Below are 23,560 nucleotides of genomic sequence, written 5' to 3'. Positions count from 1 at the left end.
CGTCCTTCGTTGAAATTAATTCTTGGAAGCCTGTTGCTCGTAGAGAGGAAAGTCGCCATACACATGACTGATTTTTTCATGCACATCCGCAAGATCAGCATATACCTCGACGATCACAAGCTTGTTCTCCTGATACTTTTGCCAAGCAAGCTGAAGCTGTTCCCGTGCCTCTCCCTTACTCCGAATTGCGAGGCTTTCCACAAACTCATACTGGGGAATTTGAATCCCTGTCTTCGCCGCCTCAGAAACAAACGGGAGGGACTGCCCTGTGAGATGTTTATAATTCATCTGATTCTGCAACCAACCATAGCCACCATTATTGAGTACGATATAGATTAACGGTATTTGATATTCTACTGCCGTCATAAAATCCGAACAGAAGAGATTGAACGCACCGTCACCTACAAGTGCCACTACTGGACGTTGCGTTGCCACACTTGCTCCCAGAGCAGCAGCCGCACCGAATCCTAGGCTAGTTTGATCACTGGGAACAATCGAAAGAGAGCCTTGAGTAAAGCGGAAATATGGATAAAAGTAGGACCACATATCCTGCAATCCATTTTCTTGAAGAAGCACTAGATTTTCAGGAAACTCCGTCTGAATGATTTCCAACAGCTCAGGAACGTGGATCCCAGGGGCCTTTTTCAATTCCTCCAGATAGATAACCCTATGAGAAAAAGCCTTCTCTTTACAGCTCCTGATCGTTTCAAGCCACACTCCATCAGGCTTCTGCCCCAGCCGATCATGCCATTGCTCCACTGCTGCATATCCATCACCAAGCACTTTGATACCCCTGTATTCGTGGGCAAAATCCTCCAGCTCCACATTAACTTGAATCAAAGGTGTATCCTGTAGCAGAATATCCCACTCGAACGTAGCCGTTTCTTCCAAGCGGCTGCCCAGTGTGATTACCACATCAGATTCCTTCCAGATTTGTCTTAGACTGAGATCCGTATAGAGTCCGGCAACACCGCAGAAAAGTTCGTGTTCTTCATCCACTACACCCCGTCCTGAGGCGGTTGCGAACAAGGCCGCTCCATGTTGGTGGGCGAATCGCTCAATCACATCACCTGTACCTGACTTCATTCCCCCTCCGACTAGAATGAGCGGCCTGCGCGCCGTCTTTATAATCGCCCAAGCCGTATCCAACTCCCGCAGAGACGGAGAACACGAAATCTTCTCGGGCGGGGTAAACTGAAGCACTGTTGGCACAGGCTGGTCCATCAGGTTTTCAGGGAGTTCGATATAGACAGGACCCGGCGCTCCATTGATAGCCAAAAAGGCAGCCCGCTCCATCGCCCATACAAGCCGATCTACATGCTCGACACGATAAGCCCATTTAACAAGCGGCTTCACAAGTGAGATTTGATCGGCTTCCTGAAAGGATCGGGTACCCAGCTTATCTCCTCCGGTACCAAGCGCCAGAAGCAGGAGCGGAGCGCCCAGGTTCTTGGCTTCCAGCAGCCCTGTAAGTGTATTACTGAGCGCAGGCCCTTTACCCACAACACATACGGACATCTGGTTGGTGGTGAGCGCATAACCTGCTGCCATAAACACTGCATTACGTTGATCTTTGCACAGAATAAAATCCATACCGGATGAGGGGAGTGACGATACGATTTTGAGATCATCACTTGGTAATCCAAAGAGATGCTGAATTCCAGCCGATTTTAAGTAGCCAATGATGGCATCCCAGGGAAAGAAGCTCGCAGTCATACCAAACTCCTCTTTTCCGACAAATATTCTGCGACAATTTCTGAAATCAAGATCGGCTTTGAAATGAGCTTGAAATCGTAAAAAATATAGTTCGACATCGTGCCGTAGCCACCAAAAGGCTTATTGCCTTGATCCACATCCTCAAGTGTCTGATTAATGGTCAATGTGTGCTTCTTTCGTAGAACGTCAGTCAGGTGCTCCGATCCGTATAAGCTGCAACCCATTGCACGTTCACTGAAATAACTGGAGGAGATACGTTTGATCAGTTGCTCGTCGTCTTGGTAGCTAACTACATTGAAGACTGGCGAAAAATACTCAATAATCTCCAGATTCTGATCTAATTCACTATATACAACCGTTGGCTCCATCTTTTTTGTACGGAAATCAATGCCGCCGCCGTAAATAATAAACTTATCGTTCGTGTTAAAATATTCGGAAACCGAATATAGCGTGTCTTTATAGAATATAGGGGTATAGTTTGCGTTCGGATCATCGTTGGCTCCAAACACGAGTTGGTCAAGCTGTTGAATCAGCAGATCTTTGAAATGCTCACTCACATCTTGATGTACCAGAATGATGTCGGGGCCTAGGCAGTCTTGTCCAGAGTTGAACAATCTCATTCGGATCACATCGGTAACCGCCAGCTCCAGATCTGCATCAGGTCCGATGATGAATGGATTTAGCCCTTGTCCGTAAAAAATGTAGAGCTGATCTTTTCGAATCTGTTTTTTAATCTTCTCTGCATTGGTATAGCTCCCGGTGAACACCACAATATCAGCTGGCATCACGGAATTCTCCATGAACACCTTCTGGCTAACTTTACGAATATAGATGGGTAATCCATGTACAGCCTGAAGCTTTTCATGCAGCATGTTGACGTACTCATTTACGTGAGAAGAAGGGCGAAAGTCTATATTTTCAACGTACAAGGACGGAATCAAGAGGTATAATGCATAGGAGTACAAAATGACGTTGGAAGGCATGAATACAGCCATAGATCGTTGCCAGCTTGGCTGATAGGTCTGCACTTCTTGCAGAGCACCTTGAAGTGTGAGGATCGTGGAGTCAATTTCTGCATTGGCGGCCCGATAGGATGAAAATTGCGTGAGAATATCCATCACTTCCTGCCGATTTTCAATCAAATAATTGAGGCATTTCAGAATAGATTCATGCCTTTCCAAAAACAGTGTGTTTTCTGCCAATTCTGGATTTATATTCATGGCACATTCTCCCTTTCCTATATGCGGTTTTGGTAAATATCTTGCTATACCTTGCGAGAAGCAACTTTTTCCAGGGCAATACGCTCCATCTCCAGACGATCCACTTTTCCATTGCGGTTTAAAGGAAAGTGGTCGAGCGGAAGCAAAAGATCGGGAAACATGTATGAAGGGAGTACACGATTTATTTCTTTGCGGAGTACAGACAAGGCTTGCGAAGATTCGCCTTCGATGAAGGCAATAAGTAATGTCCCTTTAGCCTCATCCTCCAAGGTGATCACGCAGGATCGGTAACCTAGCGAACCAATCCGGTCCTCAATATAGACCGGAGATACCATATAGCCCATCCGGTTGACCGTCTTGCCGCTGCGACCAATGACATACAGCATTCCGTCATCCAGATAGCCCAGATCCCCCGTCTTGAACCAACCGTCCTGTAGAACGGATTGCGTCAGGTCTGGACGATTCAGATAACCTTCCATGCATCCAGCACTGCGTATCCACACTTCGCCTACGACACCGTCCGTCTGCTGGTTGCCTGTAGAATCTAGTATTTTCAAGTCCACACCGGGTAATGGTAGGCCACAACCCTTCGGACACTCTAGCGTCCCCAGCGTAACGTTGCCCAGTTCAGAAAGGCCGTAACCATTCAGCAGAGGCTGTCCAAATATGTTGTTAAATTTCTCTTCAAGGTCTTGGGTAAGTGGAGAACCGCCTACGCACCACATACGCACCGGAGCTTCCTTGACCATTTCCAGTTGTTCGGGTTTTCGGTTTAGCATACGCAACAAGGTGTAAAAAGCAGAGGGGTTAGCGTCTACGACCGTCGCCCGGTCTTTCGTAATACTTGCAATGACGCTCCAGAGGTTTTTTGGATTGCAGATGATGAGAGAACATGAGGTTAACCACCAGGAAAAGATAAGTGAGATTCCATAAAAATGAGAGAATGGCACAACGGGGAGCATATGGTCAGACGGTAGGTAGTTCATGGCGTGTATGGAATGCCTGATATTCTCCATAAAAGCTGAACCAGCTTTCACGATTCCCTTGGGTTTTCCCGTCGTACCTGAAGAATACAGAATGAGCGCATCTGGCCTCTCGCACCACTTGTTAAAGTCGAGGGCTTCAAGCTTTGGCTCTCCCACCCAATCCGGATGTGCTGTTTCTTCTTGAATCAAATCTTGAATCAGAATAACGAGAGCATGAGGAAGTTCTAAATCTGAATCCGTAAGGATACAACAGGCACCCGCTTCATCATAGATTTGGGCCACCTCATCGAGCACAGTCTGCTCGTCCACCACAGTCACCGAAACAGCGATATTGCACAGGGAGAACAGAGACACAACAAACCAATAAGAATTGGCCGCTTTCAGAATCACTCTACCGTCTTCGGGAATTCCTCTGAGAGTCAACATCCGGGAGAAGATCGTAACGTCTCGCTCCAGACGCTCCCTGGTCATAATTCCTTCAGGTGAGATAATCCGGCAATCCGTATGCGTAATAAGCACAACGTTCCCTCCTTACATCCCCGTAATATGGTATCCAGCATCTACATGGATAACTTCACCCGTAATGCCTCTCGATAAATGGGAAAATAGGAATAACGCCGTATCTCCGACTTCGGACGTATCAACCGTCTTGCGTAGGGGCGTAGTTTCTTCAATATGTTTGAGCATTGTGTTAAAATCCTTAATGCCATAGGCAGCCAAAGTCCGTATCGGACCAGCGGAAATTGCATTTACACGAATGCCATATGTGCCCAGATCATTCGACAGATAGCGCATGCTGGCTTCCAGTGAAGCCTTCGCCACACCCATAACATTGTAATTTTTGATCGCTCGTTCTGCGCCAATATACGTCATGGTGACGATACTCCCACCCTCTGTCATCAGTGGGTATACTCGACGGGATACAGCAGCCAAGGAATAGGCGCTGATTTCTTGTGCAACGGCGAATCCCTCGCGAGAAGTGTCAACGAACAAGCCATCCAAATCCTCAGCCTTAGCATAGGCGACACTGTGAAAATAGCCATGCAATACGCCTACTTTTTCTTTTATAAAATCCGCCAATGCATCAAGCTCTTCATTGCTTTGAACATTACAAGGACAGACCAGTGCTCCCGGAATGGTTTCAGCGAGCTTTAGTACCCGCTCTGCAACCCTCTCATTTTCGTAAGTAAAAATGAGCTGTGCTCCTTCAGCAGCTAAAGATTGAGCTGTCCCCCAAGCAATACTCCTGTTATTAGCCACGCCCATAATCAAAATGTTCTTACCGCTCAGTAGTACTGCCACAGAAACCACCTTTCTTTTTTTACATTTTTAAACAAAATAACAACTTAATTGAGTATGTCTACATTTATAGACATATGTAATCTTTCCTGGAATATTATCACGTTAATTGCCAAACTTAGATAGGCGACGTTTTAGGCAAATCACAAAATTTATTTTAAAATTTGTGTAACACATCATGTATGCTGTCTGTCATCTCACAAAAAATAATTGTGTTGCTTCTGTTGGTCTGTGTTCAAATCGAAAGGGATACATGTGTGTGAAAAAAGGTAGCGAGGCGAAAATAAGGTGACTGTCAAAGCGAGTTAAACATAAAATCCGCATATTTTTGTAAATATTTACATTCCGATGACAGACTCACCCCACTACCGGAAGTAACCACTTCATTTTCACCAACAATGACTCTCCCGATTTGAACATCCTGAGTGACCAGCCAGATATCATCTAAGTGTAAAGCCTTAACCTTTATAGACTACGCTTTTGTTTTTTGGGAGCTAAAGTATAGCTAAAGGAGACAACAAAGTCGATTACCAGAACGATCGCCCATGTTTGCATAATGCCCTCCAAAGACACCGTACGCTGAGGATCATCAACATACACAATGATGGCGAGCAACAAAGCATTACCTATAGCCCAGCCCAAAAGGTGAAGCAACCAACCTATCCGTTCCTCTTTTGCATGAGCAGCACCATACTTGCGTTCAGGCTTGGGCCCCTTACCAAACCAATGGGAGAACCGTACATCCGCCCACTTAATTAACCTATGACCAAATGCTACTGTAATACCAAAATAACAGGCCGCCAAGCCAGTAGCAGTCGTAATCTCCATGCCACTTTTCACCGTGATAAACACCGCAATTAGTAGCAGGATATCAATAATGGGGGTAAATAGTAAAAGAAGACCGCCTAACTTCTTCAAGCCAAACATATACCTTGCGATCAAGCCTGCAACAACAAAAACCCAAAATAAAACTTCGGCACTAATAATAAATAAATACATAATAGATGATTCCTTTCAAATTAGAAATTGGTATTCACCTCAACTATCCCCCTTTCATGCCCACTATCATACAATATTATACATAATATTCCTAGTATTTTGTCTATAATTACATAAAAGGAAACAAATAGCCGTTTTTTTCTGCGAAAAACAGTATCTGTTCTAACTATTTCGTCTTGTTCTCAAAATGGGCATTTTACATGATATGCTACCCATAAAGAATTATGATGATCTGAAATGAAAAAAAGATGTACCTATGCTAATCAGCACGGGTACATCTTTTTTACAGATACACTATCCAATTACGATATGCCCTTCGGGACGACGGTACAATGTCTTGGTTGAGCGTGGACGAATGGCATAGGCTATCGTAAGAGGACCAATTCGACCAATAAACATAGTCACACAAATAATCAGCTTGCCTGCGTCAGACAACCCTGGCGTCACTCCTACGGATAACCCTACCGTTCCGATTGCGGAAGCAGCCTCAAATGCAAGGGAGAGAAATGGGGCATCCTCTGTCATTAAGAGCAGTATAACCACAATCGAGAATATAAATAGGGCTAGTACAATAATGGTCAGCGCCCGCATCATGATATCTTTGGGGACCCTATGACGGAAAAACACAATTTCCTTCTGTCCTCGCATGACGGCGATTAGCGCACCTACCATAAGCAGAAACGTAGTCGTTTTGATTCCTCCTCCTGTTGAGCCCGGAGAAGCACCGATAATCATCAGCAACATAATAAAAAACTGACTTGCCTGCCTTAACCCGCTGATATCGACTGTGCTCGTACCCGATGATCTCGTGGAGACCGATTGAAAGACAGCTCCATAAACTTTGCCTTCCCAGTTTAGCGCACCCAAGGTTCGTGCATTGGTAAACTCAAAAACAAATAAAACCAGCGCACCAACCACAATGAGCACTCCCGACACGCTTAGTACCATTTTGGAGTGTAGAGACAGTCTCCGGGTACGGCGAAAATCGAACAGATCGCTAAGCACCAGGAAACCCAAGCCTCCTGATATAACGAGCACAGATGCAATCATATTGAAAACAAAATCTCCAGCGTATTGTTGGAAGCTAGTCCCGAACAGATCGAATCCCCCGTTATTAAAGAGGGATACGGAATGGAATATTCCATAATACATCGCTTGTCCGACAGGCATTTCTCGCATCCACCGCAAAGCTAAGACGACGGCAGCTATCGCCTCAATGGTAAAAGAAAAGATCAGCACCTTGCGAATAATACGCACGATCCCTTCCATGCTATCGGCATTAATAGCTTCCTTAAGCAGCAACCGATCCTTTAACGATAATCGCCGCCCCAACAACAGCGCAAACAAGGTCGCTAAGGTCATAAACCCCAGCCCGCCTAGCTGCATCAGCACCAAAATGACGGTTTCGCCAAACATCGTATACGTTGAATCGACGTCAACAACGACCAGTCCGGTGACACAAGCGGCTGAGACGGACGTAAAAAGCGAATCAATCCAATGCGGAGCATGACCACCATGATTGGCAACAGGAAGCATTAGTAGCAAAGTACCCAATGCAATAATCAATAAATATCCAATGACCAATATAAAAGGAGGCGATGCGAACCGACTAAGCTTGACGCTGCGTTTCATTAGAGTATTCTCTCCATCCGTTCTTATGAAAAAGAGGAACAAGACACGGGAAGCCCGGCTGATCCTCTATATTCATAATGTTATGTTATTCTACTGTACGGTTACGCATATGCGGGAAAAGCAGCACATCGCGAATGGAAGGAGCATCTGTCAGCAACATGACCAAACGATCGATGCCGATGCCCAGTCCGCCTGTTGGCGGCATACCGTATTCCAAGGCGCGGATAAAGTCATCATCCATTTCATGAGCCTCATCGTTACCGTGCTCACGTTCTAGCAATTGTGCTTCAAAACGTTGGCGCTGGTCGATTGGGTCATTCAGCTCAGTGAACGCATTCGCATGCTCACGAGCGACCACGAACAGCTCGAAACGATCCGTAAACCGCGGATCTTGTTCGTTTTTCTTGGCCAACGGCGAGATTTCAACCGGATGTCCAGTAATAAAGGTCGGCTGAATGAGCGTTTCTTCTACGAACTGCTCAAAGAATGCATTCAGGATATGGCCAAATGTCATGTGTGGTTCAACCGGAACTTTATGCTCTTTCGCAAGGCGATGAGCTTCTTCATTACTCATCTGCACGCTAAAGTCTACGCCTGTTACTTCTTTAACAGCATCAACCATGGAGACTCTGCGCCATTGCGGCGTCAGATCCACTTCCTGGCCTTGATATTGAATGTGCTGTGTGCCCAGTACTTCCTGCGCAATATGTGCAACCATGTTTTCCGTCAATTGCATGATATCTTTATAATCAGCATACGCTTCATACAGCTCAATCATCGTAAACTCAGGGTTATGGCGGGTCGAAATACCTTCATTACGGTAAACACGACCGATCTCATATACTTTCTCCATTCCGCCGACAATTAGTCGTTTCAAATGGAGTTCAATAGCAATACGCATATAAAGCTGCATGTCCAATGCATTATGGTGCGTAACAAATGGCTTCGCCGCCGCTCCGCCAGCAATGGAATGTAATGTTGGGGTTTCAACTTCCAAATAGCCGAGCGAATCGAGATAACGACGCATGGATTGAATAATACGGGACCGTGTAATGAACGTTTTTTGTACTTCAGGGTTCATAACCAGATCGACATAACGCTGACGGTAACGCAATTCAACATCCTTCAGGCCATGATATTTCTCCGGTAATGGATACAAGGATTTGGACAAGACCTCAATATCCAGCACTTTGATCGTTGTTTCACCTGTTTTGGTCTTAAAGAGCACACCCTTAACACCAACAATATCGCCCAGATCTAAAATGCCAAATGCTTTATATTTGGATTCAGGTACTGTGTCTTGACGAACATAAATTTGAATACGTCCGCTAAGATCCTGTATATGAGCAAAGCTGGCTTTTCCCATAACACGTTTAGCCATAATACGGCCTGCTATGCTAACTTCAATATTCTTTTCTTCCAGTTCTTCCTTAGTCAAACTGTCATACTTGCTCAGTAGTACGCCCGCTTCAGCCGTGCGTATGTATTTGCGTCCAAAAGGATCAATGCCCAATGAGCGAAGCTCGTCCAATTTGGCACGACGAATTTGCAATAATTCACTTAATTCCTCGCGATTTTCTTGTGTTTCCTGGTTAGTAGTTTCATCCGACATGGTGCTAAATCAGCTCCTTCAATATGAATAGACGGGCCGGGGTCCGTCCGGGTGTAGAGAAAAAAAGCTTCCACAAGGAAGCTTTTACATTAAATTCCAAAGTCCGTGTCTTATTTCTTGATATCCACGATTTTATATTGAATAACGCCTGCTGGAACGGTGACATCTACTACAGTTCCCTTTTTCTTACCGAGAATTGCCTTGCCAACCGGACTTTCATTCGAAATCTTGTTCTGTAGCGGGTCGGATTCGGCAGAACCTACGATAGCATACTCTGTAATATCTCCGAATTCCAAATCTTCAACAGTCACAGTTGCACCTACTCCCACAACATCGGTGTCAATTTCATCACTATTGATAATGCGGGCATTGCGTAGCATCTTTTCCAACGTAATTACACGGCCTTCAATAAAGGCCTGCTCATTCTTCGCATCCTCATATTCGGAGTTTTCACTAATATCTCCGTATCCGATGGCTACCTTAATCCGTTCAGCCACTTCGCGGCGTTTGACAGACTTTAAGTTCTCAAGCTCATCTTCGAGCTTTCTAAGACCTTCCTGTGTCAGAATGACTTCTTTATCGCTCATCTTAACCGATTCTCCTGTCATGGGAAAAGTTTAAAAGTGCATCGGAATGCACGCTTTCAAAACATAATATGCCACTCTGAGGGAATGAGAACATTTCCTGCTGTTGTCTTGAGAGCTGCACACAATTTGTAGCATACATCAAGATTTTATACTGAACGATTATAGGGCAAGCAATTGGAAAAGTCAATCGCGTGCGCAGGCCGGAACAGCTTCCTTATTGCGCAATAGCAGCAGGAGATGCAGCGCTTGTAGAAAGCTCATCGTTTTCCACCATGTGCAATTGAGATACAAATTGATCCAAAATACGTACCATATCGTCGCGCTTTGTTTCTTCCATAATGGCATCCTTAATACGTGCTGAACCTTTAAGCCCCTTGAGGTACCAAGCCAGATGCTTGCGCATTTCACGGACAGCTACTGCTTCACCCTTCAATGCAACCAGACGATCCATATGCAGAATGGCAATACGAATTTTTTCTTCCGGTGAAGGATCGGGCAACAGCTCGCCTGATTGCAAGTACTCAATCGTACGGTAGAGCATCCACGGATTCCCGAGAGCACCGCGTCCGATCATAACGCCATCACAATTGGTCAAATCCAGCATACGGCGAGCATCTTCCGGTGATGCCACATCGCCATTTCCAATTACAGGAATGGAAACTGCTTCTTTAACTTCCTTTATAATATCCCAATTCGCATGTCCCGTATACAGTTGCTCCCGTGTACGGCCATGGACGCTAACGGCCTGTCCTCCGGCACGTTCAACAGCGCGAGCGTTCTCTACGGCATAAATATGCTCACTATCCCAACCAATACGCATTTTCACAGTAACCGGCTTGCTTACTGATTCCACTACCGCCGATACCATTTCATAAATCTTGTTTGGATCGAGCAGCCAACGAGCACCTGCATCACATTTGGTCACTTTGGGAACCGGGCAACCCATATTGATATCAATAATATCTGCATTCGTTTCCTGATCTACGACCTTCGCTGCTTCCACCAAAGATTCGCGGTCTCCCCCGAAAATTTGCAAGCTAAGTGGCTTCTCACGCTCATCTACAAACAGCATCTCGCGCGTACGCTTGTTGCCGTGAATGATCGCTTTATCACTAACCATTTCTGCACATACCAGACCTGTACCGAATTCCTTGGCGATCAGGCGAAAAGCAGGGTTGCACACGCCTGCCATCGGAGCCAGAACGACTTGGTTTTTCATTTCAATACCGCCGATTTTCAACATATCTGTTCACCCCTTTATTCTTTCTTTTGTATCATTATTTATCGTCATTCCGTCAGTTCCCGGACTTCAATTTCTAGCGTTTGGGCGATAAGGTTCAGCATGTCTAAGTCTATTGTACGATTGCCTCGCTCCACAGCACCTAATACAGTCAAAGATATACCGGTACGCTCTGCCAACTCCTGCTGTGTGAACCCTTTTAGTTTCCGAAAGGCGCGGAGTCGTTGCGCCAGCTGCATGTTTTCCAAAGCTGTATGCCGTCCTTTCCATCCACAGAATTCAATGCAGTATGCACGATACTGTACAGACCGGACGGATCTTGGTTCGGAACGATGTCAGCCAAGGGAACCAGCACAAAAGCACGCTCCAACATACGAGGGTGAGGAAGCTCCAAATCCGGTGTAGCCAGTTGTGCCGCTCCCATCCATAACAAGTCCAGATCAATGGTTCGTGGACCATTAGGAATATGTCTTACTCTCCCCAGACGACTCTCCACCTCCAGCATATATACCAGAAGCTCCTCTGGAGCAAGTGTTGTAGATAGGGCTACCGTCATGTTCAAAAAAGAAGGTTGATCCAGATACCCAACAGGCTCTGTTTCGTACAGGCTGGAGCACCGTATTACCCGGATACCCGGATGTTCGTCCAGCGCCGTAATGGCTTCATACAGGGTATGCTCGCGCTCCCCCAAATTAGCCCCTAAAGCAATATAAGCCTCTGATGCCTCAGAGGTCGAATGTGCATTCATGTATCGTTCCTACTTTCTTGCGCGATAAAGCTCAACCGTCACGCCTTGAAAATGAATATCAAACGGCGGATGCGGCTTCGTGACTTTGACAGTCAGTGCATTGACACTAGTATAAGTGTCCAGTAGGGAAGATGCAATACGTTCGCCCAAAGCTTCAATCAATTGGTAAGATTCCTTTTCTACAATATCTTTAACGGTGTAATGCACCTCGGCGTAATTAACCGTTTTGTCCAAAGCATCCTGCTCACCCGCTTCACGCAGATCAAGCTCCAGTTCCAAATCAATATAGTAACGTTGTCCCAGCTTACGTTCCTCTGGAAAAACGCCATGATATCCGTAATACTCCATACGATGCAAAACCATTTTATCCATCGTGGATAGACCCCCTGTTTTTTTAATTTTTCTATCTAAACCGACTAATGATGTACGCGAGGCGCCACTACGCGGTCGGATGGTGCTTACCATCGCTGTTGTGCCCGAATTTCCCTAAATCAAGCTAAAATGGTTGAAATCCGGACACAAAGGCGACCGCTATCGCTTGTATAGCACCATTCCGCCTACTCCGTTTTAATGTGTATTTTTCGAGTTTAACTTATATAATAAATTTTTTTCTAAAAATACAGTGACTTTATGCTGGTGGTAGCGTAATGAAGGATTTGAATCCGAAGAAGCGGAGCGCTCGCCTTTGCAACGGGATTCTTTGAATTGGTAAACATATGACTGTTAGAATCCCGTTGCAACAGCGATCGTAGGATCAAATCATTCGTGGAGCGTCTATTAACCACCATAACTCAGTGCATTTTTAGACCCGTACACCATCGCATCACACATACGTACGGTGCGCTTGATTTGCGCCACATCGTGTACACGCACAATCTGGCACCCTTGAGCAATGCCAAAAGCAACAGTAGCCGCCGTGCCCTCCACCACATCATTCACAGGCAAGTCCAGTGCTGTACGAATAAATCTTTTGCGCGACGTAGCCAATAACAGCGGAAAGCCCAGCTGACTCAATGTATCGAGAGAAGTCATGACATGAATATTTTCATCGTAATCCTTGGCAAAACCGATGCCTGGGTCTAAAATGATCTGTTCCTCACGTACCCCCGCATCCAGCGCTAATCGGATACTTTCTTTTAAATCGGACAGCATATCAGAAACCAAATCACTATAGTTACGGTCATGACGATTATGCATCAAAATGACCGGGCAATCGAATTCCGAAGCTACACGTGCCATATCAGGGTCTGCCTTAAACCCCCACACATCATTAATGATATGTGCGCCGGCTTCGAGTGCCTTTCTGGCTACTTCGGCTTTGTAAGTATCTACAGATAACGGAATGTGCGGTGCGATACGATGGATGGCCTGGACGACCGGAATGACCCGAGCCAGCTCCTCTTCCACACCTACTGGATCATGCCCCGGACGGGTAGACTCCCCGCCAATGTCAATAATATCGGCTCCGTCTTCCACCAGCTTCAATGCATGTAAAACAGCAATCTCCGGGTTATCATGTAATCCTCCATCGGAAAATGAATCCGGGGTCACATTCAGTATACCCATGATCTGTGTGGAATGTCCGAGTGTAAGCTCGGCATCCCCCATTCGGTAACTACGTTGATAAAGAGTTGGTATGTTCACTTGATCCCTGCTTTCTGTCTATAATCGTGCAACAGCAAAGCTGTTATGGACCTGGGCTGCGTCAAGGGAACCGATAAATGGTTCGTTGTTCCTCCCGGCTCCAACAACAAATCCACGGGCCGTATTTCTTGTATAGAGTTGGTCATAAAAATTTCATCAGCCTGCTTCAGCTCGTCCCAGCGGTACAGGCCCTGCTCACAAGGAATGTCTCGCAGATGCGCCAGCTCCAAAATGAACTCACGTGTAATGCCTGGCAAAATTCCAGTAGACAAGTCAGGGGTATACAGCGTATTATTTCGCACAAAAAACAGATTACTAACTATTCCCTCTGCCAGAAAACCGTTGGCCGTAAGCATTATTCCCTCAGCCTTATAACGGACAGCCTCGGCATACTGCTGAAGTTCCCGCTTCGCAAGAATATTATTCATATAATGGAGCGATTTTAATCGAACCTCACCCTCTGGAGTGTTTCTGGGGGTTCGCAACAACTGAAGCGCCGATGGGGAAGTGGATTGCCCGGTTTGTGTATTGGTAGAGGGCAACGGTTTGGCAAACAAAATATGGTTGGGACGCGTATAGTCACCCGTCGGCAATCCTAGCACCTCTTCACCCGCTGATACGGTGTAGCGGATGTAGGCTTCATCCAACCCATTTGCCACCATCAGATGCTGGATGTGTTTCGTAAGCTGCTCCTCATCCAGTTGAAAAGGAATGCCGAGCATTCGGCAGCCTTCCTGTAGTCGATGCAGATGCCGATCCAGCAAGAATGGGGCACCCTTGTAGGTGCGGAATGTTTCAAACAAGCCCATTCCGTATAAAAAGCCGTGATCACTTACGTGAATCACGGCTTTAGCGGCTTCCGTGAGGACGCCGTTGACTCCGATATATTTCATGAATCAGACGCCTACCTTGCGTTTTAGGAAATTGCGTAACAGTTGATGCCCGTAATCCGTAATAATGGATTCTGGATGGAACTGAACTCCTTCTACGGCAAATTCTTTATGCCGCAAACCCATAATTTCACCTTCTGCGGTTTCAGCGGTAATCTCTAGACACTCAGGCAGACTCTCGCGCTCCACCAGCAATGAGTGATACCGGGTTGCTGTGAACGGAGAAGGCAAGCCTTCAAATACTGACGTATTGTGATGAAGAATCGGTGATGTCTTACCGTGCATGAGTCGTTCAGCCCGGATAACCTTACCGCCAAAAGCCTGTCCGATGGCCTGATGGCCGAGGCAAACGCCAAAAATCGGAATGCGACCTTTAAAATGGCTGATCACATCCAGTGATATCCCCGCCTCATTCGGCGTGCATGGACCCGGCGAGATCAAAATATGCTCTGGTGCCAGCTCTTCTATGCCTCTCACATCAATCTCATCGTTACGTTTTACGGTTACTTCTTCGCCAAGTTCACCCAAATACTGAACAAGATTGTACGTAAACGAATCATAATTATCAATCACCAAAATCATACGACTCACCCTCCTGTGATACCGCTTCTGCTCAAAGCGGCTTCTTCTTCACCACATTGTACCGCCTTCATGACAGCTCTGGCCTTGTTCCGACATTCCCGATATTCCCTGTACGGGTCTGAATCAATGACGATCCCCGCACCTGTCTGTAAATAGGCAGTGCTGCCTTTAACAGCTAGTGTTCTTATTATAATATTTAATTCCATATTACCGTTATAGTCAATCCATCCAAGGGACCCAGTATAAGGACCCCGCCGGACAGGCTCTAATTCCTCGATGATTTCCATCGTGCGTACCTTGGGTGCTCCGGTAATGGTTCCGCCTGGAAAAGTAGCAGCAATTACATCTATAGCTGTACGACCCGGGGCTAATTTTCCCTCAACTTGAGAAACCAGGTGCATCACGTGCGAATAGTATTCGACAGTCAGCAGTTCAGGCACATGCACTGATCCATATTCGGCAATCCGCCCGATATCATTACGCTCCAGATCGACGAGCATAATATGCTCGGCGCGTTCTTTTTCGCTTGATAGAAGCTCTGTTGCCATAGCGGCATCTTCATCCGGTGTGAGCCCCCTTCTTCTCGTACCTGCAATAGGTCGGGCGCTCACACGTCCATCCTCCAGCTTCACCAACAATTCTGGCGACCCACTGACGATCTGTAAATCTGGTATACGCAGCATCCCCATATAAGGGGAAGGATTCAGCAGACGAAGCCATTCATATATATTTTCAGGGAGGGCTGTAAGCGCACGTTGCTGACGAATCGACAAGTTAACCTGGAATACATCCCCTTGGGCAATGTATTCCTGCACACGTTTTACGGCATGTTCAAAATCTTGTTGGTTGAATGCCGCTGTCCAACCTTCAGATTCTTGATGAGCAGCCTCTAATCCCTCTTCGGCAAGCCTAGCACAACGACGAGGGTACGCAGGATCAATCTCTCCAGCATTTATGATGTTATTCCACTGAGTCAGCATACGTTCTGCACGTTGGGCAGCCTCCGCGTAATGCTCGCAAAGTATGGGATTTGGCCCATCCAGTATAACGCGATTGGTCAAATCGGTATCACTGACTTTATCGGAATGCGTAGAAGCGGGCATATGAACAGCACAATATATGCAGGATTTTTCGTGATCATAAATCCATAGCTCATCTACCCTCATCCATACATAGTCAGGTATGTCCGTATCGTCTGCAGCTTGAGATGGCAAACGCTCCAACGAGCGAGCTACATCGTAGCCAAGATAACCGGCAAATCCTCCAGAGAAAAAGGACATGCCAGGTACACGCGGTGCACGGTAAGGAGCGATCCAGTTGTTCATGACTTTCAAAGGTTGGCCATGTATATCTCCATGCTTCCCACTTTGCAAATCAGTCCAAACTGCATGTTCTCCCTTGCCTTCCAATATAGCAACCGGATTTAAGGCCAGATAGGTGTACCTCCCACCTTTAGCGCTCTCCAGCAAAAAGGCATATGGCGACGAATCCTCCCAAGCCTTCCGCCACGATGACGGTAGCCCTCCCACGGGTAATGAGTACTCAGCAATATAGGGAAGTATGCTCCAGCCTTCCTCCTGCCAAACCTGCCACTGCGCCTCTGTCACTCTAGCTGTCGATTTCATCCGTGTGTGCTTCCCCTTCCCTACTTTTCAATAAGTCTACATTCTCTCCTTAAAAAGAAACCCCCACCCCCCTGCAACAGGGAAATGAGGGAATCCTTACGTATAGTATACACAATTAAGACATAATTACAGCTCGAAATTGTATAGTGGTGTACTCAGGTAACGTTCTCCATTACTTGGGATAATGACAACGATCCGTTTACCCTTGCCCAATTGCTTAGCAAGCTTCAAAGCCGCATGAACAGCCGCGCCAGATGAAATACCGGACAAAATGCCCTCTTCCTTGGCCACTCTACGTGCTACCTCGAAAGCTTCATCGTTTTCTACATGAATAATTTCATCATAGATATCACGGTTTAAAATTTCAGGAATAAAGTTGGCACCCAGCCCTTGGATTTTGTGGGGTCCTGGCTTACCGCCTGCTAACAGCGGGGAAGAGGCAGGCTCTACGGCCACAACTTTAATATCAGGGAATTCTTTCTTAAGCACTTCACCGGCTCCAGAAATGGTTCCGCCAGTACCTATTCCCGCTATAAAAGCGTCCAGAGTTCCGCCAATGGAACGAATGGCTTCCACAATCTCAGGACCGGTCGTTTCACGGTGAATTTTGATGTTAGCTTTGTTCTTGAATTGCTCCGCAGCAAAATAATCCGGATTTTCACTCAGCAATTCTTCCATTTTCTTGACGGATCCGTTCATGCCTTCTGATCCTGGTGTTAACACAAGTTCGGCTCCATAAGCGCGCAACAAATTACGACGCTCTATGCTCATCGTTTCTGGCATAACGATGACTGCCTTATAGCCCTTCGCAGCAGCAACCATAGCCAAGCCGATTCCTGTATTACCGCTAGTTGCTTCAATAATGGTACCGCCTGGCTTAAGCAGTCCTTCACGTTCAGCTTCTTCTACCATACTAATCGCAATACGGTCTTTTACACTGGAGCCTGGGTTCTGATATTCCAGTTTCAAATAGATTTCGGCGCTATCTTCCGGTACGATCCGGTTGAGGCGAACGAGGGGTGTTCCCCCGATAAGTTCAGTGATGTTATTAACAACTTTAGCCATGATAATTCCTCCCTGACTTTAGATGATATATAAAAAAAATGCGAAATCATATTGTAGATCATTCTTAGGCAATCATTTTTATTTTGTACCGTTCATTTAATTTCCGATAAAAATAGTGGGTTTTATACGCTAATCATAACAATCTTCAATTCCAATGTCAATACGAGTGAGTAAGCTGCGATGCTGCCAACCCGCGTTATCAGCATCGCGCTTCCTTCAAACCAATATTCTTTCACTACGTTACAGAGAAGCGGAGGATGCATTCTTTCCAGATAAAATACGCGCTCCATACTTATCACGCAGACTCTTCTCAACCTCTTCCAAAGGAGCGGCTTGTGCAAGCGCAAGAGATCGACGAATTTGCTGCCGGATCTGCTGCTTATCCGGAGAATTCTTCAACCGGACATCCTGTACATAAATGACTGCATAGCCATCGTTAACAGAGATTGGACCCGCAACATCCCCAGAGCTTAGCTCTCTCGCCGCCTTCATGATCGCCTCCGGTTGAAATGGATCATATTCATCCACCCATCCCAGCTGTCCACTGCTATCTTTGTCGAAAGGCTTACCTGAATGCTCTTGAATCAGCACATCGAAGCTCTCCCCCTGCTTAACCCGGTCTAGCAACGCTTCTGCTTCCTGCGCATTATCCACATAAAGAGCTGCCAATTGGATCTGCTTACCGACGGCAAATTCCTCGGGATGTTGCTCCCAATACTCGTCAATCTCAGCTTCCTGAACTTGAATACCCTGCGTAGCTATTTTCTCTAAACCAATCCGGTATTCCGCTTCATTCCGCAAGTCAACCGGATCTAAGCCAAACTGTCGCTGCATTTCATCAAAGTAGGTATGATCTGAGTCATACCCTTTACTATCCTGCTCCAGCACCTGCTGTAAATCCTCTTGGGTGATCTTGATACCGAGACGCTTGGTTTCAGCCTGCACGGCTTTACGATTCAACATTTGCAACAGCGTATTGGTTCCATATCGCTTTTTCAGTTCCGCTACCCACTGTTCCTCCGATATGCCTTCCTGACCCATCTCCGCCACAGTATGATCGCCGTCATCCTTGCTTACATCACCCGGCTTTGACAGCCCCCGAAGCATGATAAGACCACCCAAGGCGGCGACGCTAACGGTCAGAATAATGACAGCTGTCCATAATCCTTTTTCCCGTGTAGTCATCGCTTGCACCGCCCATCCGGTTAGGCTTTGGCTTGATCTAACAGATTTTGCAGCTCATCTTTATTAAACTGATAAGCCTCATTACAAAAGTGACATACGACCTCAGCCTGTCCTTCTTCCTCAATTAACTGCTCTAATTCGCTTTCTCCCAAACTGATCAATGTTTTCTCCACGCGCTCACGTGAACACTCACATTGAAAATGGATATCCAATTCATCGAGAATCCGAACGTCCGGCAGCATCCAGCGCAGCATTTCATCAAGTTCCAACCCTTGATCCAGCAAAGCGGTAACGGGCGGAATGGAGCTGACTGCATTTTCGATCGCAGTAATCTCATCATCATTCAAGCCTGGAAGCAACTGAATAATAAACCCACCGGCCACAATAACCGAGTTATCAGTATCTACCAGCACACCCAAGCCCACCGCTGACGGGGTCTGTTCCGATTTGGCAAAATAATAGGTAAAGTCCTCACCCAGTTCACCAGAAATAATCGGAGTACTGCCGCGATACGGTTCTTTTAACCCCAAATCCTTGATGATATGAATGAACCCCTCTGTACCTACAGCACCCGCTACATCCAGTTTGCCCATACTATTGCTCGGCAAATGCACATGTGGTTCAGTAACATAACCTCGCACTTCCCCTACAGCATTGGCATCAACGACGATTTGCCCAATCGGTCCATCACCTTTAACTTGAATGGTCAATCGCTCTTTGCCTTTTAGCATAGAACCCATAATAGCTCCTGCTGTGAGGGTTCGCCCCAAAGCAGCGGTAGCCGTTGGATACGTATCATGTCTTCTCCGCAATTCCTCTACCAATTGAGTTGTCCGAACAGCAAAGGCTCTAACCCTCCCGTCCATGGCTGTGCCACGAATAAGTCGATCCTGCTTATTTTCCATATTGATATCCTCCCCTATTCTCCAGGACAGCTATGCTGCTTATTTTCGTTAGTATTGTTCATCATTGAAGCATAATTTCCTACTATATAAACAACCTGCATCGACAGATCACGCGAATTGTTCAAAAACGTAACATATTTCAGTATAGACGAAAAACGCCGCTAATCCAAACCGATAAGATCATCGGTTGGACGCAGCGGCAGCTTATATCCACTTTTTTATTCAGCGTTACGTTGGTAAATGATACGTAATCCTTCGAGCGTCAACATCGGCAACACTTTTTGGATGCTCTCTGTCTCTGATGCGATTAGCTCTGCAAGACCTCCGGTAGCAATAACCGTAGGCTCCGCCTGCATTTCTTCCTTAATGCGCCTCACAATGCCATCCACTTGCCCAGCATAACCGAAGATAATCCCAGCTTGCATGGCATGAACCGTATTACGACCAATAACCTTTTTGGGTTTCTCCAACTCGATGCGGGGCAGCTTGGAAGCCCGTTGATACAGTGCCTCTGTCGAAATCCCGATACCCGGTACAATTACACCACCCAGGTAGTTTCCCTTATCGTCAATACAATCAAACGTCGTCGCTGTTCCAAAATCCACCACAACCAGCGGCCCACCGAACCGTTCGACAGCCGCAACAGCGTTCACGATCCGATCCGCACCTACTTCACGCGGATTCTCATAACGCAGGTTAAGACCGGTCTTGATTCCCGGTCCGACGATTAACGGCGTTTTGCCTATGTATTTATCGCACATTTCTTCTAATACACGGACCAATGGCGGAACGACAGAGGAAATAATAACTCCATGGATGTCATCCTTTAATACGCCACCCATACTAAAAAGATTATGTATGAGTACGCCGTATTCATCTGCGGTTGCCTGTCTGGAGGTACTAATCCGGTAATGGTGCAACAGTTCCCGCCCTTCGTACATCCCCAGAACAATATTAGTATTACCTACATCCACTACAAGAATCAATGGGTGTCACCTATCTTTCTTTGCGTTAAGGTCAAGACTGATATCCAGACTATGAAAAGAGTATGTCAGCCTGCCTACAGAAATCACATCTACGCCACTCTCAGCCATCTCACGCACTGTATCCAGCGATACATTGCCCGAAGCTTCGGTTTTGACATGTGGGGCCCGTTCCCGAATGAACCGAACGGCTTCCTTCATATCTGGGGCAGACATGTTATCCAGCATAATGATATCCGCCCCAGCTTCCAGGGCTTCCTGAACTTGGTTCATGTTTTCCGTCTCTACTTCAATGGTCATCGTATGCGGTATATGGGCACGCGCTCGACTTACCGCTTGTCCAATCCCGCCCGCGCCTTTAATATGATTATCCTTAATCATAACAGCATCGTACAGGCCAAAGCGATGATTCGAGCCACCGCCTACACGAACAGCATACTTCTCCAGCAGCCGATGTCCTGGTGTTGTTTTGCGTGTATCCACCAAGCGGGTGGACAAACCATGCAATTGATCTATAAAAGCTCGAGTCCGCGTGGCAATGCCAGACATCCGTTGGAGCAGATTTAACGCCAATCGCTCCCCGGTCAAAATCGCATGGGTGCTTCCATTCACTTCAGCCAAAACGCTTCCCTTTTCAATCCACTGTCCATCGGTCACCAGCGGAGTAAACGACAAGGAAGGGTCCACTACCTGAAATACAAGGGCAGCCACGGGTAAACCCGCAACCACACCGCTCTCCTTGGCATGAATGACAGCCTTGGATTGGTGGCCCTGCTCAATCGTCCAGCGCGTGGTCACATCGCCAGAGCCCGTATCTTCTCGCAGCCAGCTGCGAATTTGTGCCGTCAGTTCTTCCTGATATCCACTAAACTCTCCATAAAGCTCGCTGTTAGATGTCATGAACGTACTCCTCCGTTATCCCTTGATCACGTCGCTGCTGAACATGCTTACGCCAAACGCTATCATCTGTCTCAGGAAAATCCTCGCGATAATGCGCTCCTCGGCTCTCCTCACGCAGCAGCGCACCATCTGTTACTAATAAAGCGCATGTGAGCAAATTGGCAAATTCGATATCTTCCCGGCTAGCGATCACAGCCTCGAAAATAGGCATTTGCCCTTGCAGCTCATCTAATGCTGCTTGCAGCCCCTCGCCGTGCCGACGAACTCCAGCATAACGAACCATTGCTTCTTGCAGCTTATGCCGCTGCTCCGCGACGGATGAAGCCGGGAACTCTGTGCGGTTATCGCTATAAGATATCATCGTATGGCCGACCAGCGGTGGCAATGAATGCAGTCGCTCAATAATCCTGCTGGCGAATACAATAGCTTCAGATAATGAATTGCTCGCAAGACGATTAGCTCCGTGAACACCTGTAGAAGAGGTCTCTCCACAGGCGAATAAACGCGCAATGGAGCTTTCCCCGTGTAAATTGGTCTGAACACCACCCATCATATAATGCGCAGCAGGCGCAATGGGAATCCAGTCTGTCGTCATATCCAAACCAAATGACAGACATGTCCGATAAATGGTTGGAAAACGTTGCTTCACCCGCTCAGGCGGCTCATGCGTAATATCCAAGTATATAAACGCAGCTTGAGTGTGTTCCATCTCATGAATGATAGCACGAGCTACGATATCTCTGGGTGCAAGCTCCTGCCGTGAATCATACTTGTCCATGAAGCGTTCTCCGTGAATATTGCGTAACACGGCTCCTTCTCCCCGTACAGCTTCGGAAATTAGAAACCTTGGAGCGCCCGGATGGCACAACGCCGTAGGATGAAACTGTATGAATTCCATATCCCGGACAATCGCCCCAGCACGATACGCCATAGCAATACCATCCCCGGTTGCAATATCCGGGTTAGTCGTATAACGGTATAATTGCCCGCTACCTCCTGAGCACAAAATCGTTGCATTTGCAGTTATATACGATCTTTCCCCATCCAGCTTTTGGACGAGGGCCCCAATACACTCACCATGCTCAGTCAGCAGGTCGATGACCATGCACTCTTCCCACACTTCGATACCGGGATGAGCAGCAACCTGCTTTGACAACGCACGAACAATTTCATAACCCGTAGCGTCTCCATTCGCATGCAAAATACGCCGATGGCTATGCGCTCCTTCCCGTGTCAATGCTAGTTCACCATCCACACGATCAAAAGCCGTTCCCATACGTATTAACTCTTGAATACCAACTGGACCTTCATGGACAAGCGTTCTGACCGCCTCAGGTTCGCACAAACCTGCACCAGCAATCAGGGTGTCCTGCATATGATAAGCTGGTGTATCCTCGTCCGATGTGACAGCAGCAATGCCGCCTTGAGCATAACGCGTGTTGCTTTCCATCAAAGTCTTCTTGGTGATCAGCAACACTTTCCGATTCTCTGCAGCCTTAATGGCTGTATATAAGCCCGCAATGCCCGAGCCGATAATTAACACGTCGGCTTCCAATCGGGTCAATTCCGCTACATCAAAATCAACTAGATATCTTGGAATCATGCCTTCACCTGATTTCACAGAAGAATAGCGCACACCATAGATTCTACAGTATGCGCTCACGTATATGTTCAAAATAATAGAAAGTCGATTGCAGCGGCTGTTGGCTTTTATAAGCTAAGAAGACGACAGCCGTTTATTT

At 46.7% G+C, this 23,560-nt stretch carries 22 protein-coding genes; all 22 read right to left on the bottom strand.

Annotated elements, in window-relative coordinates; translation table 11 throughout:
* Positions 1–15: 15 nt before the first annotated feature.
* The 22 genes from NSQ68_RS00400 to nadB all read right to left on the bottom strand — a co-directional run bounded on the left by NSQ68_RS00400 (position 16) and on the right by nadB (position 23,421).
* Entirely contained in the window at positions 16–1,716 is a 1,701-nt protein-coding gene (locus tag NSQ68_RS00400) for a thiamine pyrophosphate-binding protein (RefSeq protein ID WP_342427643.1), read from the bottom strand.
* Complete coding sequence (locus NSQ68_RS00395) at positions 1,713–2,936, bottom strand: aldehyde dehydrogenase family protein (RefSeq protein WP_342427642.1); 1,224 nt, start codon at positions 2,934–2,936, stop codon at positions 1,713–1,715. The genes NSQ68_RS00400 and NSQ68_RS00395 overlap by 4 nt, the downstream gene beginning before the upstream one ends.
* A 44-nt stretch (positions 2,937–2,980) precedes the next feature.
* The gene (locus NSQ68_RS00390; protein ID WP_342427641.1) at positions 2,981–4,441 is read right to left on the bottom strand and encodes a class I adenylate-forming enzyme family protein; all 1,461 of its coding nucleotides are present in this window, start codon (positions 4,439–4,441) and stop codon (positions 2,981–2,983) included.
* Positions 4,442–4,453: 12 nt separating this feature from the next.
* Positions 4,454–5,224, bottom strand: coding sequence for an enoyl-ACP reductase FabI (gene fabI, locus NSQ68_RS00385; RefSeq protein WP_342427640.1), 771 nt, complete (start codon positions 5,222–5,224; stop codon positions 4,454–4,456).
* Positions 5,225–5,686: 462 nt separating this feature from the next.
* Positions 5,687–6,220, bottom strand: a complete 534-nt coding sequence (locus NSQ68_RS00380; RefSeq protein ID WP_069011240.1) for a hypothetical protein — start codon at positions 6,218–6,220, stop codon at positions 5,687–5,689.
* Positions 6,221–6,514: 294 nt separating this feature from the next.
* Entirely contained in the window at positions 6,515–7,852 is a 1,338-nt protein-coding gene (locus NSQ68_RS00375) for a TrkH family potassium uptake protein (RefSeq protein WP_342427639.1), read from the bottom strand.
* Between the two features lie 85 nt (positions 7,853–7,937).
* Positions 7,938–9,464: a lysine--tRNA ligase gene (gene lysS, locus NSQ68_RS00370; protein WP_029514639.1), complete on the bottom strand. Its 1,527-nt coding sequence runs from the start codon at positions 9,462–9,464 to the stop codon at positions 7,938–7,940.
* Positions 9,465–9,574: 110 nt separating this feature from the next.
* A complete protein-coding gene (greA, locus tag NSQ68_RS00365) occupies positions 9,575–10,051 on the bottom strand; it encodes a transcription elongation factor GreA (RefSeq protein WP_013308160.1) in 477 nt (158 codons plus the stop codon).
* A 214-nt stretch (positions 10,052–10,265) separates the two neighbouring features.
* Entirely contained in the window at positions 10,266–11,294 is a 1,029-nt protein-coding gene (gene dusB / locus NSQ68_RS00360) for a tRNA dihydrouridine synthase DusB (protein ID WP_342427638.1), read from the bottom strand.
* Positions 11,295–11,338: 44 nt separating this feature from the next.
* On the bottom strand, positions 11,339–11,539 hold the full coding sequence (locus tag NSQ68_RS00355; protein ID WP_307354254.1) for a helix-turn-helix transcriptional regulator: 201 nt from the start codon (positions 11,537–11,539) through the stop codon (positions 11,339–11,341).
* Entirely contained in the window at positions 11,491–12,039 is a 549-nt protein-coding gene (gene folK / locus NSQ68_RS00350; protein ID WP_029514636.1) for a 2-amino-4-hydroxy-6-hydroxymethyldihydropteridine diphosphokinase, read from the bottom strand. Before folK ends, NSQ68_RS00355 begins: the two co-directional genes overlap by 49 nt.
* Positions 12,040–12,048: 9 nt before the next feature.
* A complete protein-coding gene (gene folB, locus NSQ68_RS00345) occupies positions 12,049–12,411 on the bottom strand; it encodes a dihydroneopterin aldolase (protein WP_250241533.1) in 363 nt (120 codons plus the stop codon).
* A gap of 405 nt (positions 12,412–12,816) precedes the next feature.
* Entirely contained in the window at positions 12,817–13,683 is an 867-nt protein-coding gene (gene folP / locus NSQ68_RS00340; protein WP_342427637.1) for a dihydropteroate synthase, read from the bottom strand.
* Entirely contained in the window at positions 13,680–14,576 is an 897-nt protein-coding gene (locus NSQ68_RS00335; RefSeq protein WP_342427636.1) for an aminotransferase class IV, read from the bottom strand. The genes folP and NSQ68_RS00335 overlap by 4 nt, the downstream gene beginning before the upstream one ends.
* Before the next feature lie 3 nt (positions 14,577–14,579).
* Positions 14,580–15,155, bottom strand: coding sequence for an aminodeoxychorismate/anthranilate synthase component II (gene pabA, locus NSQ68_RS00330; RefSeq protein WP_342427635.1), 576 nt, complete (start codon positions 15,153–15,155; stop codon positions 14,580–14,582).
* A gap of 5 nt (positions 15,156–15,160) precedes the next feature.
* On the bottom strand, positions 15,161–16,780 hold the full coding sequence (locus tag NSQ68_RS00325; RefSeq protein ID WP_342427634.1) for an anthranilate synthase component I family protein: 1,620 nt from the start codon (positions 16,778–16,780) through the stop codon (positions 15,161–15,163).
* Positions 16,781–16,906: 126 nt separating this feature from the next.
* Positions 16,907–17,845 (bottom strand): cysteine synthase A, encoded by a 939-nt coding sequence (cysK, locus tag NSQ68_RS00320; RefSeq protein ID WP_342427633.1) that lies wholly within the window; start codon positions 17,843–17,845, stop codon positions 16,907–16,909.
* A 240-nt stretch (positions 17,846–18,085) separates the two neighbouring features.
* Positions 18,086–19,030: a peptidyl-prolyl cis-trans isomerase gene (locus tag NSQ68_RS00315; protein ID WP_342427632.1), complete on the bottom strand. Its 945-nt coding sequence runs from the start codon at positions 19,028–19,030 to the stop codon at positions 18,086–18,088.
* 20 nt (positions 19,031–19,050) lie between these two features.
* Positions 19,051–19,935: an Hsp33 family molecular chaperone HslO gene (gene hslO, locus NSQ68_RS00310; protein WP_025718327.1), complete on the bottom strand. Its 885-nt coding sequence runs from the start codon at positions 19,933–19,935 to the stop codon at positions 19,051–19,053.
* A gap of 218 nt (positions 19,936–20,153) precedes the next feature.
* A complete protein-coding gene (locus NSQ68_RS00305) occupies positions 20,154–20,921 on the bottom strand; it encodes a type III pantothenate kinase (RefSeq protein WP_039274025.1) in 768 nt (255 codons plus the stop codon).
* A gap of 6 nt (positions 20,922–20,927) precedes the next feature.
* Positions 20,928–21,818: a carboxylating nicotinate-nucleotide diphosphorylase gene (gene nadC / locus NSQ68_RS00300; RefSeq protein ID WP_342427631.1), complete on the bottom strand. Its 891-nt coding sequence runs from the start codon at positions 21,816–21,818 to the stop codon at positions 20,928–20,930.
* Positions 21,808–23,421 carry an L-aspartate oxidase gene (gene nadB / locus NSQ68_RS00295; RefSeq protein WP_342427630.1) on the bottom strand — a complete coding sequence of 538 codons (1,614 nt, stop codon included), beginning with the start codon at positions 23,419–23,421 and terminating at the stop codon, positions 21,808–21,810. The genes nadC and nadB overlap by 11 nt, the downstream gene beginning before the upstream one ends.
* Positions 23,422–23,560 lie beyond the last annotated feature (139 nt).

It is taken from the genome of Paenibacillus sp. FSL L8-0158 (assembly GCF_038592965.1).
Classification (GTDB): domain Bacteria; phylum Bacillota; class Bacilli; order Paenibacillales; family Paenibacillaceae; genus Paenibacillus; species Paenibacillus polymyxa_D.
The sequence above is the reverse complement of the archived record's forward strand: the minus strand, read 5'-3'. Positions and strand labels throughout refer to the sequence as shown.

Excerpts from the sequence above, each read along its gene's own strand:
- NSQ68_RS00400 (WP_342427643.1), bottom strand. The coding sequence starts at position 1,716 with ATGACTGCGAGCTTCTTTCCCTGGGATGCCATCATTGGCTACTTAAAA.
- NSQ68_RS00395 (WP_342427642.1), bottom strand. The coding sequence starts at position 2,936 with ATGAATATAAATCCAGAATTGGCAGAAAACACACTGTTTTTGGAAAGG.
- NSQ68_RS00380 (WP_069011240.1), bottom strand. The coding sequence starts at position 6,220 with ATGTATTTATTTATTATTAGTGCCGAAGTTTTATTTTGGGTTTTTGTT.
- NSQ68_RS00375 (WP_342427639.1), bottom strand. The coding sequence starts at position 7,852 with ATGAAACGCAGCGTCAAGCTTAGTCGGTTCGCATCGCCTCCTTTTATA.
- lysS (WP_029514639.1), bottom strand. The coding sequence starts at position 9,464 with ATGTCGGATGAAACTACTAACCAGGAAACACAAGAAAATCGCGAGGAA.
- greA (WP_013308160.1), bottom strand. The coding sequence starts at position 10,051 with ATGAGCGATAAAGAAGTCATTCTGACACAGGAAGGTCTTAGAAAGCTC.
- dusB (WP_342427638.1), bottom strand. The coding sequence starts at position 11,294 with ATGTTGAAAATCGGCGGTATTGAAATGAAAAACCAAGTCGTTCTGGCT.
- folK (WP_029514636.1), bottom strand. The coding sequence starts at position 12,039 with ATGAATGCACATTCGACCTCTGAGGCATCAGAGGCTTATATTGCTTTA.
- folB (WP_250241533.1), bottom strand. The coding sequence starts at position 12,411 with ATGGATAAAATGGTTTTGCATCGTATGGAGTATTACGGATATCATGGC.
- NSQ68_RS00335 (WP_342427636.1), bottom strand. The coding sequence starts at position 14,576 with ATGAAATATATCGGAGTCAACGGCGTCCTCACGGAAGCCGCTAAAGCC.
- pabA (WP_342427635.1), bottom strand. The coding sequence starts at position 15,155 with ATGATTTTGGTGATTGATAATTATGATTCGTTTACGTACAATCTTGTT.
- NSQ68_RS00325 (WP_342427634.1), bottom strand. The coding sequence starts at position 16,780 with ATGAAATCGACAGCTAGAGTGACAGAGGCGCAGTGGCAGGTTTGGCAG.
- cysK (WP_342427633.1), bottom strand. The coding sequence starts at position 17,845 with ATGGCTAAAGTTGTTAATAACATCACTGAACTTATCGGGGGAACACCC.
- NSQ68_RS00315 (WP_342427632.1), bottom strand. The coding sequence starts at position 19,030 with ATGACTACACGGGAAAAAGGATTATGGACAGCTGTCATTATTCTGACC.
- hslO (WP_025718327.1), bottom strand. The coding sequence starts at position 19,935 with ATGGAAAATAAGCAGGATCGACTTATTCGTGGCACAGCCATGGACGGG.
- nadC (WP_342427631.1), bottom strand. The coding sequence starts at position 21,818 with ATGACATCTAACAGCGAGCTTTATGGAGAGTTTAGTGGATATCAGGAA.
- nadB (WP_342427630.1), bottom strand. The coding sequence starts at position 23,421 with ATGATTCCAAGATATCTAGTTGATTTTGATGTAGCGGAATTGACCCGA.